Annotated in this window: 19 protein-coding genes; 13 read left to right on the forward strand and 6 right to left on the reverse strand. The window is 54.2% G+C overall.

Translation table 11 applies throughout. The features are described from left to right. Positions 1-3: 3 nt before the first annotated feature. Positions 4-483 (reverse strand): DinB family protein, encoded by a 480-nt coding sequence (locus EDM57_RS18000; RefSeq protein ID WP_122906072.1) that lies wholly within the window; start codon positions 481-483, stop codon positions 4-6. Between the two features lie 134 nt (positions 484-617). Here EDM57_RS18000 and EDM57_RS18005 point away from each other — a divergent pair, with 134 nt between their 5' ends. After that, positions 618-1,064, forward strand: a complete 447-nt coding sequence (locus EDM57_RS18005) for a hypothetical protein (protein WP_122906073.1) — start codon at positions 618-620, stop codon at positions 1,062-1,064. A gap of 76 nt (positions 1,065-1,140) precedes the next feature. Continuing rightward, a complete protein-coding gene (locus EDM57_RS18010) occupies positions 1,141-1,677 on the forward strand; it encodes a hypothetical protein (RefSeq protein WP_122906074.1) in 537 nt (178 codons plus the stop codon). A gap of 131 nt (positions 1,678-1,808) precedes the next feature. On the opposite strand, the gene EDM57_RS18015 is transcribed toward EDM57_RS18010, so the two are convergent. Then, positions 1,809-2,318, reverse strand: a complete 510-nt coding sequence (locus EDM57_RS18015) for a hypothetical protein (RefSeq protein WP_246005843.1) — start codon at positions 2,316-2,318, stop codon at positions 1,809-1,811. 51 nt (positions 2,319-2,369) lie between these two features. On the opposite strand from EDM57_RS18015, the gene EDM57_RS18020 reads away from it, so the two are divergent. Together EDM57_RS18020 and EDM57_RS18025 are read left to right on the forward strand one after the other, a co-directional pair. After that, positions 2,370-3,017, forward strand: coding sequence for an MBL fold metallo-hydrolase (locus EDM57_RS18020; RefSeq protein WP_122906075.1), 648 nt, complete (start codon positions 2,370-2,372; stop codon positions 3,015-3,017). 96 nt (positions 3,018-3,113) lie between these two features. Then, positions 3,114-4,400, forward strand: coding sequence for a CapA family protein (locus tag EDM57_RS18025; RefSeq protein WP_122906076.1), 1,287 nt, complete (start codon positions 3,114-3,116; stop codon positions 4,398-4,400). Between the two features lie 13 nt (positions 4,401-4,413). On the opposite strand, the gene EDM57_RS18030 is transcribed toward EDM57_RS18025, so the two are convergent. Continuing rightward, positions 4,414-5,487 (reverse strand): coiled-coil domain-containing protein, encoded by a 1,074-nt coding sequence (locus tag EDM57_RS18030; protein ID WP_122906092.1) that lies wholly within the window; start codon positions 5,485-5,487, stop codon positions 4,414-4,416. Positions 5,488-5,599: 112 nt separating this feature from the next. Between EDM57_RS18030 and EDM57_RS18035 the strand changes: the two genes are divergently transcribed. Continuing rightward, positions 5,600-6,736 (forward strand): class I SAM-dependent methyltransferase, encoded by a 1,137-nt coding sequence (locus EDM57_RS18035; RefSeq protein ID WP_122906077.1) that lies wholly within the window; start codon positions 5,600-5,602, stop codon positions 6,734-6,736. A gap of 37 nt (positions 6,737-6,773) precedes the next feature. Here EDM57_RS18035 and EDM57_RS18040 read toward each other — a convergent pair whose 3' ends face one another. Further along, positions 6,774-7,040 carry a DUF2626 family protein gene (locus EDM57_RS18040; protein ID WP_122906078.1) on the reverse strand — a complete coding sequence of 89 codons (267 nt, stop codon included), beginning with the start codon at positions 7,038-7,040 and terminating at the stop codon, positions 6,774-6,776. A 162-nt stretch (positions 7,041-7,202) separates the two neighbouring features. Further along, entirely contained in the window at positions 7,203-7,901 is a 699-nt protein-coding gene (locus EDM57_RS18045; protein ID WP_122906079.1) for a helix-turn-helix transcriptional regulator, read from the reverse strand. A 324-nt stretch (positions 7,902-8,225) separates the two neighbouring features. Between EDM57_RS18045 and EDM57_RS18050 the strand changes: the two genes are divergently transcribed. From EDM57_RS18050 to EDM57_RS18060, 3 genes are all read left to right on the forward strand, one after another. Further along, positions 8,226-8,603, forward strand: coding sequence for a Spx/MgsR family RNA polymerase-binding regulatory protein (locus EDM57_RS18050; protein ID WP_122906080.1), 378 nt, complete (start codon positions 8,226-8,228; stop codon positions 8,601-8,603). Between the two features lie 105 nt (positions 8,604-8,708). Next, positions 8,709-9,467 (forward strand): enoyl-CoA hydratase/isomerase family protein, encoded by a 759-nt coding sequence (locus EDM57_RS18055; protein WP_122906081.1) that lies wholly within the window; start codon positions 8,709-8,711, stop codon positions 9,465-9,467. A gap of 144 nt (positions 9,468-9,611) precedes the next feature. Beyond that, on the forward strand, positions 9,612-10,256 hold the full coding sequence (locus EDM57_RS18060) for an RsfA family transcriptional regulator (protein ID WP_122906082.1): 645 nt from the start codon (positions 9,612-9,614) through the stop codon (positions 10,254-10,256). A gap of 69 nt (positions 10,257-10,325) precedes the next feature. On the opposite strand, the gene EDM57_RS18065 is transcribed toward EDM57_RS18060, so the two are convergent. After that, complete coding sequence (locus tag EDM57_RS18065) at positions 10,326-10,793, reverse strand: N-acetyltransferase (RefSeq protein WP_122906083.1); 468 nt, start codon at positions 10,791-10,793, stop codon at positions 10,326-10,328. Between the two features lie 275 nt (positions 10,794-11,068). On the opposite strand from EDM57_RS18065, the gene EDM57_RS18070 reads away from it, so the two are divergent. From EDM57_RS18070 to EDM57_RS18090, 5 genes are read left to right on the forward strand one after another with little or no spacing between them, the layout of a single operon-like run. Then, complete coding sequence (locus tag EDM57_RS18070) at positions 11,069-12,415, forward strand: acetyl-CoA carboxylase biotin carboxylase subunit (RefSeq protein WP_122906084.1); 1,347 nt, start codon at positions 11,069-11,071, stop codon at positions 12,413-12,415. A 17-nt stretch (positions 12,416-12,432) separates the two neighbouring features. After that, positions 12,433-12,645 (forward strand): biotin/lipoyl-containing protein, encoded by a 213-nt coding sequence (locus EDM57_RS18075; RefSeq protein ID WP_122906085.1) that lies wholly within the window; start codon positions 12,433-12,435, stop codon positions 12,643-12,645. Positions 12,646-12,696: 51 nt separating this feature from the next. Further along, on the forward strand, positions 12,697-13,611 hold the full coding sequence (locus EDM57_RS18080) for a hydroxymethylglutaryl-CoA lyase (protein WP_122906086.1): 915 nt from the start codon (positions 12,697-12,699) through the stop codon (positions 13,609-13,611). Positions 13,612-13,625: 14 nt separating this feature from the next. Next, positions 13,626-14,399, forward strand: coding sequence for an enoyl-CoA hydratase-related protein (locus tag EDM57_RS18085; protein ID WP_122906087.1), 774 nt, complete (start codon positions 13,626-13,628; stop codon positions 14,397-14,399). A 16-nt stretch (positions 14,400-14,415) separates the two neighbouring features. Next, positions 14,416-15,954, forward strand: a complete 1,539-nt coding sequence (locus tag EDM57_RS18090) for an acyl-CoA carboxylase subunit beta (RefSeq protein ID WP_122906088.1) — start codon at positions 14,416-14,418, stop codon at positions 15,952-15,954. Positions 15,955-16,438 lie beyond the last annotated feature (484 nt).

Consider the following 16,438-nt stretch of genomic DNA (forward strand, 5'->3'; position numbering starts at 1 on the left):
AAGCTAGGCTTTGGCTGCGGCAATTGCCTTGCGCAGGGAAGAAATCATGCCCATGTGCATGCCTTCGTGGAACAAGGTGAAGACCATGATTTCGCCATAGGTGTGCATGACTCCCTTGTCACCGAGTTCAAACGGCTTCGGGAGCGGCTCATTCAGCCGTGATTGGAATTGCTCCTTGATACGCGCATGCTGCTCTTTCAACTGGGCAGCCAACGTTTCCAGGGAAGGGATGTCATTCTGCCAGTCTGCCGGCTTTGTCCCCGGGCTAAACATAGCCGCGTAGGACGGAGGACATTTCATTTCGGCAGGACCGAGCAGCAAATAATCTTGCGTGAGCAGAATATGGCCGATATTCCAGCGGATGTTGTTCTTGAATCCTTCCGGAACGATGTCAGCCTCCTCCTCAGTCGTATTGGACACGCCCTCCAAAAACAGGCCGCGAATCAAGTCGTACTGATTCCAAACGAATGAATAATCCTGCATGGCGAAAACCACCTTTCGTCAATTTCCATACTCCTCCATATTACCGTAAATTCTCCGCAAGGAAAACAAAGATTTCCATTTCTTTGCAAGTTGTCCACCTCCCTTCATACATATAAAACAAGGAGGGAGCAAACATGGTGACGTTGGACTCATCCATTGCCTTTTTGGTTTATGTGACGGCCGTTTCCAGCGCAGCGGCAGGTGTGACCGAAGCTTTCAAATCGGTCATTCCGTTTTTGGCGACAGACTACGAACCGAAGGAAGACCGCTGGGAGGACCAAAACCAGGCGGCGCGTCTGATGCACTACAAACGCTTTTTCAATCTGCTGATTTCCGTTGTGGCGGCCGGAGTGATTTTTGGCATGCTCGGTCTCGACCCCGCGCTGATCTTGACCGGAGCGGCTTCTGCCTACGTGGAAAATCCGTGGCAGGTCGGAACCTGGCTGTGGGGCATCGTTGCGGTGTTCGGCTCTCCGTTTTTTGCTTCGGTCCTGAAAATTTTGGAGGGGCTCAAGCAGTCGGTAAATAACGGGAACCCGCCGAATCGCCCCAGGCAGAAGGTGAGCGGTCCGCGGGAATGACTGCATCGTGCTTGAACTGTGCCTGTTGCGTGCGGTAAGATAGCAAACGTACATACCGCGAGAGTAGGTGGGCACGATGACAAAGCGAAGTATATTTGCAATATTGGCATGGTTGGCACTGTTCGCCTTCATGCTTGCAGCCTGTTCGGCGCAGTCGGGGCCGTCCGGCGCATTCGATCCGGAAAATCAGCAGGAGTACGGGGTGGGCGGAATTTATTTGGGACAAAACATCAAGGAAGCGATGGACATTATCAAGCCGACCAAAGCTGATTTTATGGATATGGTGACACGCGAAAGCTACACGGTGGAAAGAATGGCGAAGGGCGAGGGCGAGGCTGTCATGGGCATGCTCTTGCTTGATCGCACGCAACTGCTTGTCAAGGTCAGAAAAGGCGAGTTGATCTCCATCATGTTGAGCGGAGTGGCCAAAGAAGACGCCGCTCGGTTTAAAACGCTCCGGGGCCTTGCCATGTACGACAGCGGCGAGCAACTGAAAAAGCTGTACGGCGAAGGCAACGGGGAAAAGGAAGTGGTGTACGAAGGCAGCAAGTACACCGCAAACTTCGGGCTTGAAAACAATCAGGTCGTTTGGTTCCGATTTGACAGCAAGTAAATAGCATCCACCAGGCAAAGGCAAGGACTGGCCGAACCCTCGTCTGACAGACTGGCAGAGTGAAAGTGAGTTCTCGAAAAAGAGAAGCTCACTTTCTTTTTTGTCCATCCCAGGCAGCGCGCGTCGGCTCGCTACGCCTTGTGCAGCCACTGGATTTGCACCTGATAAGCTTTGGCAATTCCTTCCACAAGCTCCGTCAGGCTGCTGTCGATGAGGTAGATCGTCTCTTCTTCTCCCGGCTGCGGGATGGTGCCGCTGACATGCTCCTGCCATTGTTCAGCCGCCGCCCAGCGATCGGCAGGGGTGCCAGATGCCTTGTCCACCGTAAACAGGGCGACCTGGTCTGCATATACAAACATACGCTCATTCGGCGAGACAAAGCCGAAATCGTCCACATGCTCGACCACAGCCTCGGGAGGAAGCAGGAGCAGCGAGAACTCGTCGCCAAGCATGCGGGACTTTTGCAAAATCGCTTTCAGCTTGTCTTTTTCTGTCTCGTTCTCGACAATAAAAAGCAGTTTGTCCCGATCAAAGACATTGACATGATCCCCGATTTTATGTATGACTTGAGCATAGAAGCCAGGCAATTTCCCGTCTGGGATCGAAAGCTCGATTCCGTACATATGACGCATGCGCTTCATCCTTTTCTCCAAGCTTTTTTCTTATCGTACCAAAAAAACAGGGAGGTTCCTATGAGCGACCAACAGCTTGCCATCCAATCTTTTGCCTTGGGCGGCTTTCAAACAAACGCCTACGTCCTGACCAACACGGATACAGAAGAGACGATTGTCATAGACCCTGGCATGGAGCCAGCGCGGCTTTTGCAGGCGATTGCCGACAAAAACGTCGTGGCCATCCTTTTGACCCACGCCCACCTCGACCATATCGGGGGACTGAACCAGGTGCGGGCGTTGACGAAAGCGCCTGTGTACATTCATCCGCTGGAACAGGAGTGGCTGACCAATCCCGATCTCAACGGCTCCAGCCGCTGGGGGTTGCCTGAGCCGATCGTGTGCGAACGCGCAGAGCACGAGCTGGCTGACGGGCAGACGCTGCGACTGGCCGGGTTTGACATCCAGGTACTGCACACGCCGGGGCATTCGCCGGGGAGCTGTTCGTTTGTGATCGGCAAGCATTGCTTTGGCGGAGATGTGCTGTTTGCGCAGAGCATTGGCCGGACCGATTTGCCTGGGGGCGATTACGAGACGCTGATGATTAGCATCCAGGACAAACTGTTCGAGCTTGACGACGACACGATCGTCTACCCGGGGCACGGACCGAAGACGACGATTGACTACGAAAAAACGTACAATCCGTTTGTAACGGGCATGCTGCGATAAAGACTTCCCGACTCTTTTACGGTAAAGCGAAGAGGATTTTGTCGGATGGCGGCGAAAAAGAATGGGTTATCTTAAAGTCAAAAGGAGCTACTCGCGATGAAGCAAGCATGGAGCAAGTGGGTCATCATCACAGCAGTCGGCTGTATGAGTCTGGTCGGGTGCGTCCCGCAAGCAGCCCCGGATCACCAAGCTTCCAAGGCTCCTTCCCAGCATGTGAACCCATCTGAATCCGCCGCGCCGCAGACGCCGGCGGACGATTTTGCCGATACGGGAGCGAACGTACCCGCACTTCCTCCGGAAGAAGCGCCTTCGCGTTTTCCGGAACAGCGAATCTCGCTGCTCGCCGTCGGGGACATCATGGTTCATCAGGAGCAACTGGATGCCGTCTGGAACCCGGCTACCAAAGCCTACGACTTCCACAAGTTTTTTCCGTATGTCACGCCGCTGTTTCAACAGGCAGACTGGGTGATCGGCAACCTGGAAACGACGATGAGCGGTAGTCAGGCCCGCTATTCGGGCTATCCGATGTTCAACTCACCGGAATCGCTGGCACAGACGTTGAAGGAAGTGGGCTTTACCGCCGTAACGACGGCGAACAATCACTCGATGGATCGCAAGGAGCAGGGCGTGCTGCAAACGATCAAATACCTGGATCAGGCAGGAATTTTGCACACCGGGACGTTTGCCAGCGCCGAGGAACGCGACGAGCCGCTTCTTTTGACCAAGGACGGTTTTACGCTCGCCCTGCTGTCCTATACGTACGGGACGAACGGCATTCCCATTCCGCCGGAGAAGCCGTATCTCGTGAACCTGATCTCGCCGGAACGGATGAAGCAGGACATTGCCCGGGCGAGGGAAAAGGGAGCGGATCTGGTCGCCGTGGCGCTGCACTTCGGCGTCGAATACCAGCGGCTGCCCAATGCGGAGCAAATCCGGACAGCCGAGCTGTGTTTGACGTACGGAGCCGATCTGATTTTGGGGGCCCATCCGCATGTGGTTCAGCCGTATGAGTGGAAGACGGTAAAACGGGAGGACGGCACAGAGCACACAGGACTGATTGCGTATTCGCTTGGCAACTTCATCTCAGCCCAGCGCTGGGATTACAAGGATGTGGGAGCGATTCTCAAACTCACCTTGCACAAGGACGAGTATGGAAAAGCGAGCATCGAGCAAGCGGAGCTGCTTCCGACCTACGTTCATTTTTTCCGCAAAAACAACAAACGCCATTACGTCATCTATCCCGTGGAGGAAACGTTGGCAGGGCTACAGCGCGGAGAAAAATACCCGACCCTCACCAAAGAAGCGATCCAGTACATGGCCCGCTTGCAAAAGGAGATGCCGGTCCACGTGAATACGGTTGTTTCCAGGAAAAAAGCCAGCTGATCCGTAGCTGGCCTTATTTCTTTCCGAAGCCGAACGGCAGGTTCAGCTTCAGTTGCAGTTTCAGTTCTTCGTTTTGCAGGCTGATGCCCAGTACCTGGATGTTGGGCGAGATCAGCTCGGGATAAAAGCCGAGATCGTACGCTTTTTCCATCTCGTCTATGGTCGCTTGCGGCAACGCGAAGCCGTCGAAGGAAAGCTCGCTGATGTGGAATTTCAGTTCGGTAGGAGAGACGAGCTCGTAGCTGCCCACCAGACGAAGCTCCATATGGTCGTATGTGCCTTCGACGATCAGCTTGTTGTCGACAAAGGAGAAGCGGGACTGCTTGAACAACTCGTCCTTTTGCATCAAAAACTGGTTGAAATCGCTCTGCTTGATCGTCAGCGTATGGTTGAACAAACCGTCCGACTGAATGCGATCGGGCGTGGCCAGCTCCGGCACCTGCATCATCACCTTCGCCAGTATGCCGAAAAACGTCTGGAAAGCGGGCAAGCCGCGCTGTTCCCAATCATCGATCAAGTGATCCATCAGTGCTTGTACGGTAGTCGGGTCGTCCAGCTTCTGCACGTTTTTCTCTTTTTCCGCCTGGATGGCGAGCATCTCTGCCAGTTGCTGCTCGTATTTTTTCCGCAGATCCTGGAGCAGCGCCAGCCGGTTTTGCTTGTCAGTCTGCATGTCCGCAAGCTTTGTGCGCTCGGCATGATACGCCTGCAGCCGATTCATGTCGTGCTCATACAACATTTGATAAAAATCGAACATCAATAAAAATTGATTGAAATTTTCCGCATTGAGGATAAGCGTCAGAAGATTGGCGCGTTCACCTGTGTAGTAAGCCCGTGCCACCTCGCCGGCGTGGCGCTGCATCGCCTCGATCACGAGCTTTTGACGCTGCAGGTCGAGATCGATTTGAGCAATATCCCGATATGTCCGAGCCTCTTCCGCCTTGAGCAAGGTGAGGGTTCGCTCCAGCTCTTTTTGGGTGAAATGCTGCTGCAGGATGAGCTGCTCCAGCGGCAGTGCAGCCTCTTCCTGGGCGAACACCGTCAGCGGACATACTAGCAGGAACAAGACGAGCAGTAATTTGCGCATGTTTTCACCTTTTGCTTTCATGATGGAAGTCGCTTGCCTTTTCACATTGTATGACTTCTTTTTCGTATTATAGCCTTATCAGGTTGAAATTGGATAGCAGGAGAAGAGTCGAATGGATATAATTGCACAGATTCGCCACGAAATCGAAAACCGGGAGCAAGGCGCCATTTCGTTTGCGCGCTTTATGGAGCTGGCACTCTATCACGACTCCTATGGCTATTATATGTCGGACTTGCCCAAGGTAGGCAAAGATGGCGATTTTTTTACCAGTGCGACTGTACACGCGGTGTTTGGAGAAACATTGGCGGATGCGGTGTGCGAGCTGTGGCAGACAGCGGGGATCGGGCAGCCCGCGCTCGTCGAAATCGGCGGGGGCACGGGCAGCTTGTGCAGCAGCATGCTGGGGCGGATACGCGAGACGGCGCCGGAAGTGTACAAGAAGCTGAAAGTTGTTCTCATCGAGGCAAGCCCCTATCACCGGAGACGACAGGAGGAAGCGCTGCGCGAGCATGACGTGCAAAAGGTGTGGCACGCTTCGCTTGCAGATGCGGCTACCGAAGAAGCAGTGGAAGGAGTCATCCTGTCCAATGAATGGCTGGATGCTTTTCCCGTTCATATCGCAGAGCGGACGAAGACAGGCTGGAAGGAAGTCGCAGTGACCTGCGCAGAGGGACAATTTACCGAGGTGCTGCGGGAGCCGACAGCGCCACTTTTGGCTGAACTGGCGGAAATCGAGTCCGCCACGCCGATTCCATCCGGCATGCGGATCGAGGTAAACCTGGGGTTGAAGCAGGCGGCAGAGCAGGTGGGACGTCTGTTGGCAAAAGGCTATGTCGTGACGATTGATTACGGGGATCGCCAGGAAGAACTGTATCACCCAAGCCGCAAAAAAGGCACGCTGATGTGCTACTACCGCCACCAGGCGCACGACAATCCGTACATCAACGTCGGGGAGCAGGATATTACCGCGCACGTCAACTTTTCCGCCTGGAGCCGCTATGGCGAAGCAGCAGGCTTGCAGGAGGTTGCCTACATGCGCCAGGACAAGTTTTTGCTGCAATGCGGGCTGCTGCACAAGGCGGTCGCGCATCAGGATACGGACCCGTTTACCAGCAAGGCGATGAAGCGCAACCGGGCGATTTTGCAGTTGATCGATCCGGCCGGATTGGGCGGGCGCTTCCGGGTCATGGTACAGCAAAAAGGCATCGAGCCGAATGCCGCTGCCCTGCCCGCGTTTTTGAGTCCATGAAATAAAAAAGATGCTCGCGATTGAGCATCTTTTTTTCTTACATCATCAGTTGCATGAAAGCGTGTTCTTGTCCGCCTACAGGCATTACGAAGAAGGTGTAATACGTGAACCCTACAAAAGACAGGAACATGAAGCAGAAGAAAATGTTGAGATACGCCCGTTCAGTCAGGCTCATGTAGCTCAACGCCACAAAGAACGCAGTAAGACCGAAGAAGATGAGCGCCATTGGGTACAGACCACCCCAGAACGACATCAGCGCGATCACAATCGTCCAAAAACCGAGAACGCGATACATACGATCCATTTGTTGTCCCCCCTTTTTGTATCGATCGGTAAGATTTACAAGATTCCTCCCCCATTATATAGGACAGGCGAAGACGTGTAAACGATAAAGCTATGACGTTTTTTTGACGCGCCGACGTGAAAGGGCAAGAAGACAGGCGCGTCAGGGAAGGACTTTTCTTGCTCAGAACTGGATGACCGTATAGTTGCACGATTTGCAACCCCGAATCATGGAGTCATCCTCACGTAATTCAATGTTTCCCAAGTACGTTTCGAATATTCCCAGCAGAAGAGCGTTGTGCATCTGGCAGACAGCGTTCGGATGTTTCTTGGCCGTTTCAGAAAACGTGCAGTTGTTTACGCGAAAGCGAAGCATGCCTTCTTCCAGCTTTTCAATCTCCGGTCTCAAGCCCTGAGCCACGACGAGGCGATGGATCAGGTGCAATTTTTCTTCCAATGTAGCCGTTTGCAAATTCAATCCGCTTTGGACAATCGCCCGTTTTGCCATCTCTGTCCCCATACGATGCCCCATGCGGATAAGAGCGGCTTCGCCCGCCTCACCGAGCGACAGCAGACTTTCGATCGCAATATCGGCCAGCAACTGATAGTCGCGTGGTGGAAACTGCAGGCTCACCACCTGTTCAGACAGTGAATACAACCGGCTGGGACGTCCTCCTTTGCCGCTCTTGTCCGAGACGGTCGTAAGCAGATTCACGTCCTCCAGTTTGGTCAGATGCAGACGCGCCACATTCGGGTGAATGGAAAAGTGGTCCGCGACGTCCTGAACCGTAATGGGATCTTTGCTGTACGCGACAAACTGGTAAATGGAAAAACGGGTGGGGTCTGCCAAAGCACTGGTTAACTTCTGCATATCATGGTCCATGCCGGATCCCCCTTTCTCAACTTGCAAGCCTTGTTTTACGTATGTTTGAAAAAATTTCACATCCTCACCAGTGTATCCGATTTTGTTTGGCTTGTTAAGGTGGCAGTGTGCTACAACAGCAGATCGCCCCATTTTTCTGTCTAGTTATTAGATTAACTACTATTGACATAGTGTTAACTGCGGATTTATAATCCAAAGTAAGAAAAGATTTTTTATTAGCTAACTTTTTGCGAGTTAATATCTCAAAGAAATTAACGAAGCAGTGAGCAGCACCAAGAACACACAAAAAGCAAATGGAAATAGATGAGACGGAGGGGTAAACCGATGGCAGTTGCTGAGCGTACACAAACCAAAAAATTGACGTTTTTCACGTATCCGAGCTGCACATCCTGTCGCAAAGCCAAAGCCTGGCTTGCAGAAAATGGAGTCAATTACGAAGAGCGGCACCTGTTCAAAAATCCGCCTACAGCGGAAGAACTGATGGATATTATCAAAATGACGACGAACGGACTCGATGAAATTTTGTCGACCAGAAGCCAGCGCTTCAAAAATCTGGATGTGGATATTAACGACATGTCTGTCAAAGAGCTGCTGGAGATGCTGAGCGAAGAGCCGCAGCTGTTGAAGCGGCCGATTCTCACCGATGGCGAGAACCTGATTGTCGGCTACAATTCATCCGCGATGAAAAACTTGTTGTCATAACGAAAAGAGGAGGCGCAGGCCTTCTCTTTTTTTGTCGATAGGATTTTTCCCGGCGACACGGTACAATAAAGCCAATACAACCGACGAAAAGGATGGAGACTGTTCATGGAAACTGTACTGATCCGAAAAGAAGCAGGGATTGCCACGATTACGCTGAACCGTCCGCATGTACATAACGCGATCAGCATGGAGCTGGTAGATGAGTTGCAGCAGGTGTTGGCGGATTGCCAGTCCGATCCGCAGGTAAAGGTGCTCGTCATTACAGGTACAGGCAAAAGTTTTGTCTCCGGCGGCGACCTGAACCAGTTCATCGCAGCCAGAGGGCATGAGCAGGCGCACCCGCTGCTCAGCAAAGTGGCGGGTCTTTTGTCGAGTATCGACCAATACACGAAGCCGGTCATCGCCATGGTGAACGGAGCGGCAGTAGGCGGCGGGTGCGAGTTTGCCGGGGCGTGCCATTTCCGCTTCGCAAGCGAGCAGGCGCTGTTTGGCTTCGTGCAGATCAGCATGCATATCACGACGGGCTGGGGCGGAGGCAGCCGGCTTTTGGACCTGCTCCCTGAGTCAAAGGCACTCGCTCTCTTGCTTGCCGGCGAAAGACTTTCCGCGCAGGAGGCCAAGACTTACGGCTTCGTGGACGAAGTTTATCCGCACGAGCAGCTTGCGGACGCTGTGTACGGTTTTGCGCAAAAAATCGCGGCGCAGCCGCTCGTCGGAATCGAGGCATACATGCAGCTTGTGCGTTGGAAGCGGGAAGGGCTCGTGCGTGAGGAACGCATCAGGCGGGAGGTCGATCAGTGCGCCCATCTGTGGGGCAGCCCCGCGCATGTGTCCGTCGTGCAAAAGTTCCTCACCAGGCAGTAGCTCCCGGCCGATTCGGGTTCTTCTCGTTTAAACATTTCTTTGCTTGGACATACTTTTTCTAGTAGAAAGCGATTCTACAAGAGTAGGGAAAAGCATAGGATGAACTACATCATCCTTTTTAAAGGTAACGGGAGGGACTCATATATGGTAGCTTCCAGACAAGACGCATGGACCGAAGATGACGATCTCGTGTTGGCGGAAGTCACCTTGCGCCACATACGCGAAGGCGGCACACAGCTTGCCGCATTTGAAGAAGTGGGGCAAAGGTTGGGCAGGACTGCGGCTGCGTGCGGTTTTCGCTGGAACAGTTGCGTGCGCAAACGCTACGATGCAGCAATCTCGATTGCCAAGAGCCAAAGACAGCAACTGAAAAAAATGGGCCGGATACAAGCGCCGGCCGCAGCCACCGAGACGGAAGCTGTATTGCTGCCGCGAAGAAAAGGGACATCGGCAGTCCAGGAGACGCAGGCTTCGGGGCTGGAGATCGTGAATGAGGAGCAGATCGAAGCGGTCATTCGCATGCTCGTCAACCAGAAAGAATTGGCCCGCCGCGTGCGACAATTGGAACAAGAGTTGGAAGGAAAAGAGTCGGAGTTAAAAGAATTAAAGGAAGCGTACGAGCGTGTCAAAAAAGAACTGGAGCAGGTTCAGGGCGTAAACGACGACTACCGCGCCCTCGTGCAGATTATGGATCGTGCCCGCAAGCTCGCCTTTTTGCAGGAAGAGGAAACCGCCAAAGCCATTTTCAAAATGGATGAAAACGGCAATTTGGAGCGGGTGGAAAAATAAATCGATTGCCTGATGGCGAAAAAAAAGAAGCGGGATGAGCACCGCTTCTTTTTTCGTCCAAACAAAGAGCTAGTCTTGCAGCCCCACGTTTTCCGGCAACCAGACGTAAGGATTTTCGCCACGGTCGCGGATCGGATTGTACTTGACAGGGGTAAAGCCCATTTTCAGCCAAAATTCGTCCGCACGACAGCGGGAGTTGGTTTTGATAGGAGCGCCAAAGCTTTTTGCGTGGTTAACCAGAGCTGTCCCGTAATCTTTGCCACGGTAGTCAGGCAGGACTTCAAGCTTCCACAGCTCGTAGTAATCTTGGGCCGGCTGGAAATAACGATCGTATTTCCCATCGATTTTATAGAGGCTCATGCGTGCTACCAGAAGATCGTTGTCGTAAATGCCATAAAAAGGAGATTCCGAATCGTTCTCCACGATGTTCGCCTCCAGGTCTTCCTTCATCGAAAGCTCCTCCAGGCCAAATTCGCGAAACTTTTGGAATTCCTCCAGTGTCTTGTAGTTGATCTGTAAACGTTTTACTTCAAACATGGTTAGCCACTCCTCTCACAGCTCATTGCCTTGGCCAGCTTTGGCCACTCTCCTCTATTATACACAAGGATGGCATTTTCCGAAGCGTTTTCTTTTGCGCGTCTAGGAGTTGCCAGGGAGTGATGGCGCTTTCATGGAAAAAAATAAAAAATTCTTGCTAGAACTATGTTCATTCTCATGGCAAAATAGAAGTAAGCAGCACATGAAACAAACCGGGCAAACAATTTGGAAGCGCTTTCGATTGGAGTCGGTTTGTCAAAGAAGGGAGCGTTGCCATGCGCAAGGTATTGATCGCAAACCGTGGCGAAATTGTCAGAAGGATCATTCGCACCTGCCGCGAACAGGGAGTCGCGACCGTAGCGGTTTATTCGGATGCCGACCGCGGCCTGCCGTTTGTTCGCGAAGCAGATGAAGCCATTCATATCGGTCCGCCGCCAGTGCCGCACAGCTATTTGAACGTGGAGGCCATCATCGCGGCTGCCAAGAGCACGAATGCTGATGCCATTCACCCCGGCTACGGACTGCTTTCGGAAAACGAAGCGTTCGCGAATCGCGTTCTGGAGGAAGGACTGATCTTCATCGGCCCTTCGCCGAAAGTCATCGGGCTAATGGGCGACAAGCTGACTGCCCGCAAAATCATGCAGGAGGCAGGCGTGCCTGTCGTGCCAGGCTGTGAGGAGCCGCTTGCAACCGTGGAGGAGGCAGCAGCCAAAGCGGCAGAAATCGGCTATCCGGTCATGCTGAAGGCCAGTGCAGGCGGAGGCGGGATCGGGATGCAAATCTGCCGGGAGGAGTCGCAGTTGCTGCAAGCCTATCAGTCGGCCAAAGGACGGGCGAAAGCTTATTTCGGCAACGACGCGATGTACGTGGAAAAATACGTGGAGCGTCCGCGCCATATTGAAGTGCAGATTGCCGCGGACAACGATGGGAACGTCATTCATTTGCTGGAGCGCGAATGCTCGATCCAGCGCCGGCATCAAAAGGTGCTGGAGGAAAGCCCGTCGCCGTTTCTCGACCCTGCCACCCGCGCGAAGCTGTGCGAAGCAGCCGTTAAGGCAGCGAAGGCCGTCGGCTACACCGGGCTGGGAACGGTCGAATTTATCGTAGATGAAAACAAAAACTTTTACTTTTTGGAAATGAACACGCGCTTGCAGGTGGAGCATGCGGTCACAGAAGAAATGATCGGCTGCGATCTGGTCGCCATGCAGCTTGCCATCGCAGACGGACATCCGTTGCCGATCAGCCAGGACGATGTGCTGGCGAAGCGCCACGCGATCGAACTGCGCGTGTACGCCGAGGACCCTGTGACGTTTTTGCCGTCGCCAGGCACGATCACGCTGTATCAGGCACCTGTCATGGAGCATGTGCGAGTTGATGACGGGGTGGAGTCCGGCACACAGGTTACTCCTTTTTACGATCCGATGATTGCCAAGGTGATTGTTTCCGGGCTGACCCGGGAAGAGGCTGTGCAAAGAGCGCAGGTAGCGCTGGACAATTTTTTGATTACTGGCATTAAAACGAACATTCCGTTTTTGCAGAAGGTATTGGCAGATGAACAATTCCGGGCGGGAAATTACACCACCTGGTTTATCACGGAGCGCCAAGCCAAGTCTAATCACTAACAAGGAGAGGGTTATTCATGAAACAAGTAATCGCAAACATGGCAGGAACAGTCATTTCCGTATTGGTGCAGCCAGGCGACACCGTCAGCGAAGGGCAGGATGTCATCGTGTTGGAATCGATGAAAATGGAAGTTCCGGTCCAATCGCTGGAAGCAGGCAAAGTCGTCGAGGTCAAGGCGAACGTCGGTGATTTTGTCAACGATGGAGACGTTATTGTCGTCCTCGAATAGTATTTTTTTCGTTTCAAACTGAGCGGTCGCTAGGAAAGGGGCAAATGGAGCGTGAAGGTGCAAATTGTAGAGGTTGGTCCCCGTGACGGGCTGCAAAACGAGAGTGCCATCGTGCCCGCAGAAGCGAAGATCGGCTTGGTCCACAAGCTGATGGAAGCAGGATTGGCGCGGATCGAAGCAAGCTCCTTTGTCAATCCGCGCTGGATTCCGCAATTGGCTGACGCGGAGGAAGTGTTGAAAGGGATTATGCCCATTGCCAAAAAAGGGGTGCGCATCAGCGCTCTGGTGCCCAACGTGCGCGGCCTGGAGCGGGCGCGGCAATGCGGTCTTGAGGAGATTGCCCTGTTCATGTCGGCCTCGGAGAGCCACAACCGCAAAAACATCAACAAAAGCATCGCGGAAACTTTTCCCGTGCTTGCGGAAGTGGCGAAGGAGGCGCTCGCTCTCGGGATGCGCGTGCGCGGGTACGTTTCCACGGTATTCGGGTGTCCGTATGAAGGGGATGTTCCGGTCGACAACAGCCGGAGAGTCACCGAAGCCTTGCTGGAGATGGGTGTGTACGAAGTTTCGCTCGGGGACACGATCGGGGTGGCGACGCCGAAGCAGGTACACGAGATTTTTGCAGTGCTTGTGAAAGATTTTACGACTGAGCGCTTGGCCGGGCATTTTCACGACACGCGCGGAACGGGTCTGGCGAACGTGGTTGCAGCACTGGAGGAAGGAATCCGCACGTTTGACAGCTCGATTGGCGGTCTGGGCGGCTGTCCGTACGCACCCGGCGCAGCAGGCAACATCTCGACCGAAGATTTGGTCTACATGCTGCACGGCATGGGATATGAGACCGGAGTCGACCTGAATCGGCTGACGGAGGCGGGCGCCTACATCCAGGAGCAACTGGGCAGGGAGCTGTCCTCGAAAGTGCTGAAAGCAAACCTGGCAAAGCGCAAGCTGGATGAGCATATGTAGAGAGGAGGGGCCACATGTCGATTTCTTTTCAAAAAGAGGGCATGGTCGGGATCGTGACGATTGACAGGCCGGACGTTTTCAACTGTCTGAACCTCGCGACGTTGACCGAGCTGAGACAGCTTGTCGCAGAGTTGGCGAGTGATCGCAGCACGCGTGTCGTGATTGTGACAGGAGCGGGAGACAAGGCGTTTTGCTCGGGCGCGGATTTGAAGGAGCGGCGCGGCATGTCGCCTGAACAGGTCGAGCACTACATCCGGACGATTCGCGACACGTTCAGCGAGCTGGAAAAGCTGCCGAAGCCGGTCATTGCCGCCATCAACGGCCTGGCGCTGGGCGGCGGCACAGAGCTGGCGCTCGCCTGCGATCTTCGGCTGATGAGCGATCAGGCGCAAATGGGCTTGACGGAGACTTCTCTCGGGATTATTCCGGGAGCGGGCGGGACGCAGCGTCTGCCTCGACTGGTGGGCAAGGGCATCGCCAAAGAGCTGATTTTTACCGCGCGGCGTGTTCAGCCGGACGAGGCCTTGTCTATTGGACTGGTCAACAGGGTCGTCCCTGCCGATCAGCTGATGGACGCTGCGCTGGAGCTGGCGAAGCAGATCACAGACAACGCTCCGCTGGCGCTGGCACAAGCCAAGTTCGCGATTGACTGCGGGAGCGAGGTAGAGCTGGGAGCAGGACTGTTGATCGAGAGCAACGCTTACCAGTTGCTCGTTCCGACCAAAGACCGCCTGGAAGGACTGGCAGCCTTTGCCGAAAAACGAAAACCGAACTATCGCGGAGAGTGACGAGGGGGAGTAGCCGATGAGCAAGCATTTGGAAGAGACGTTGCAGGAAAAAATCGCGCAGATCAAGCAAGGTGGCGATGCCAAGTACCATGAAAAGCTCAAGGAGCAAAACAAGCTGTTTGTCCGCGATCGGCTGAAGCTGTTGTTCGACGATGAATTCATGGTCGAGGACGGACTGTTCGCCAATGTCATGGCAGGAGATTTGCCTGCAGACGGCGTCGTGACCGCCATCGGAAAAGTAAACGGCCAGACAGTGTGCGTCATGGCCAACGACTCTACCGTCAAGGCAGGCTCCTGGGGGGCGCGGACGGTAGAAAAAATTATCCGCATTCAGGAAACGGCAGAGAAAATGCGCGTGCCGCTGATTTATCTCGTGGACTCTGCCGGGGCGCGGATTACGGATCAACTGGAAATGTTCCCTGGCAGACGGGGAGCGGGCCGGATTTTTTACAACCAGGTGAAGCTGTCCGGAAAAATTCCGCAGGTCTGCATCCTGTTCGGCCCGTCTGCGGCTGGCGGAGCGTACATCCCGGCGTTTTGCGACATCGTCATCATGGTCGACAAAAATGCGAGCATGTACCTGGGCTCCCCGCGCATGGCCGAGATGGTGATCGGGGAAAAGGTGAGTCTGGAGGAGCTGGGCGGCGCCCGGATGCACTGCTCGGTGAGCGGCTGCGGCGACGTGCTGGCCGCCAATGAAGAGGAAGCGATTCAGGCGGCGCGCACCTACTTGAGCTTCTTCCCGGCCAACTACACGCAAAATCCTCCGCTGGCAGCGGCGAAGGGCCCGATCGAAACCGCCAAGGACATCTCCGGCATTGTGCCGGAAAATCAAAACACGGCCTTCAACATGTACGATCTGATTCAGGCATTGGTCGATGCCGATTCGTTTTTCGAGATCAAAAAGCTGTTTGCCCAGGAGCTGATTACAGGTCTTGCCCGTCTGGACGGCAAGCCGGTCGGCATTATTGCCAATCAGCCGCGGGTGAAGGGCGGCGTCCTGTTCGTCGATTCAGCCGACAAAGCTGCGCGCTTCATTACGCTGTGCGACGCGTTTGGCATCCCGCTTCTGTTCCTCGCTGACGTCCCGGGCTTCATGATTGGCACAGCGGTGGAGCGCGCAGGGATCATCCGCCACGGGGCGAAAATGATCTCCGCGATGGCGGAGGCGACCGTGCCGAAAATTTCCGTCATCGTGCGCAAGGCGTACGGAGCAGGACTGTACGCGATGGCCAGCTCGGCGTTCGAGCCGGATGCGTGTATCGCCCTGCCAGGCGCCCAAATTGCGGTGATGGGCCCGGAAGCTGCTGTGAACGCCGTTTACAGCAACAAGATTCAGGCCATCGAAGACCCGGCCGAGCGCCAGGCGTTCATTCAGGAAAAGCGCAAGGAGTACCAGGAGGACATCAACCTGTACCTGTTGGCTTCGAACCTGATCGTCGACGCAATCGTTCCGCCGAGCAGCTTGCGCGAGGAACTGATTGCGCGCTACGAAATTTACAAGGACAAACGGCAAGTGTTCTCCGACCGGAAGCATCCTGTTTATCCGGTGTAGGAGGAAAAAGACAGAGACTGTCGTCTTCGGGCGGCAGTCTTTTTTTGGTTGGCGAATGGGCGAATTCCTTTGCAAGCTGCTATAGACTCAGGAGGGCTTTTGGCTTGAAAAAACGTTGTTCGTGGCTGTAGCGGTGGGAGGAAACAGGAGAAAGCGCTGCAGGTGCTTGGGGCTCTTACAGGGGAGCGAGGACTGTCCGCCTCCGGGGAAAAAGGAAAACCGCGTCAAAAGTAGAGGATTCAAAAGAAGCAGGTTCACGTTGACGCTTAAAGGCGTGTTTTCCTTTTTTTTCCAGAGGCTGGGTAGGAGGCCCAAAGACCTTTGCTTGCTTTCTCCTGTTTCCTCTACGTGCTGGATGCGTCGTTCGATACTGATTTTGGTTGTAGTTCAGGCAGCAAGACGCCCTTTAGCCCCTGACGAGGAAAGAGACGAAATCCGCGAAAGCTCTTTGGGCTCCCAACCGAGGCTCCGGGGAAAAAAGCGA

It is taken from the genome of Brevibacillus gelatini, assembly GCF_003710935.1.
Taxonomy (GTDB): domain Bacteria; phylum Bacillota; class Bacilli; order Brevibacillales; family Brevibacillaceae; genus Brevibacillus; species Brevibacillus gelatini.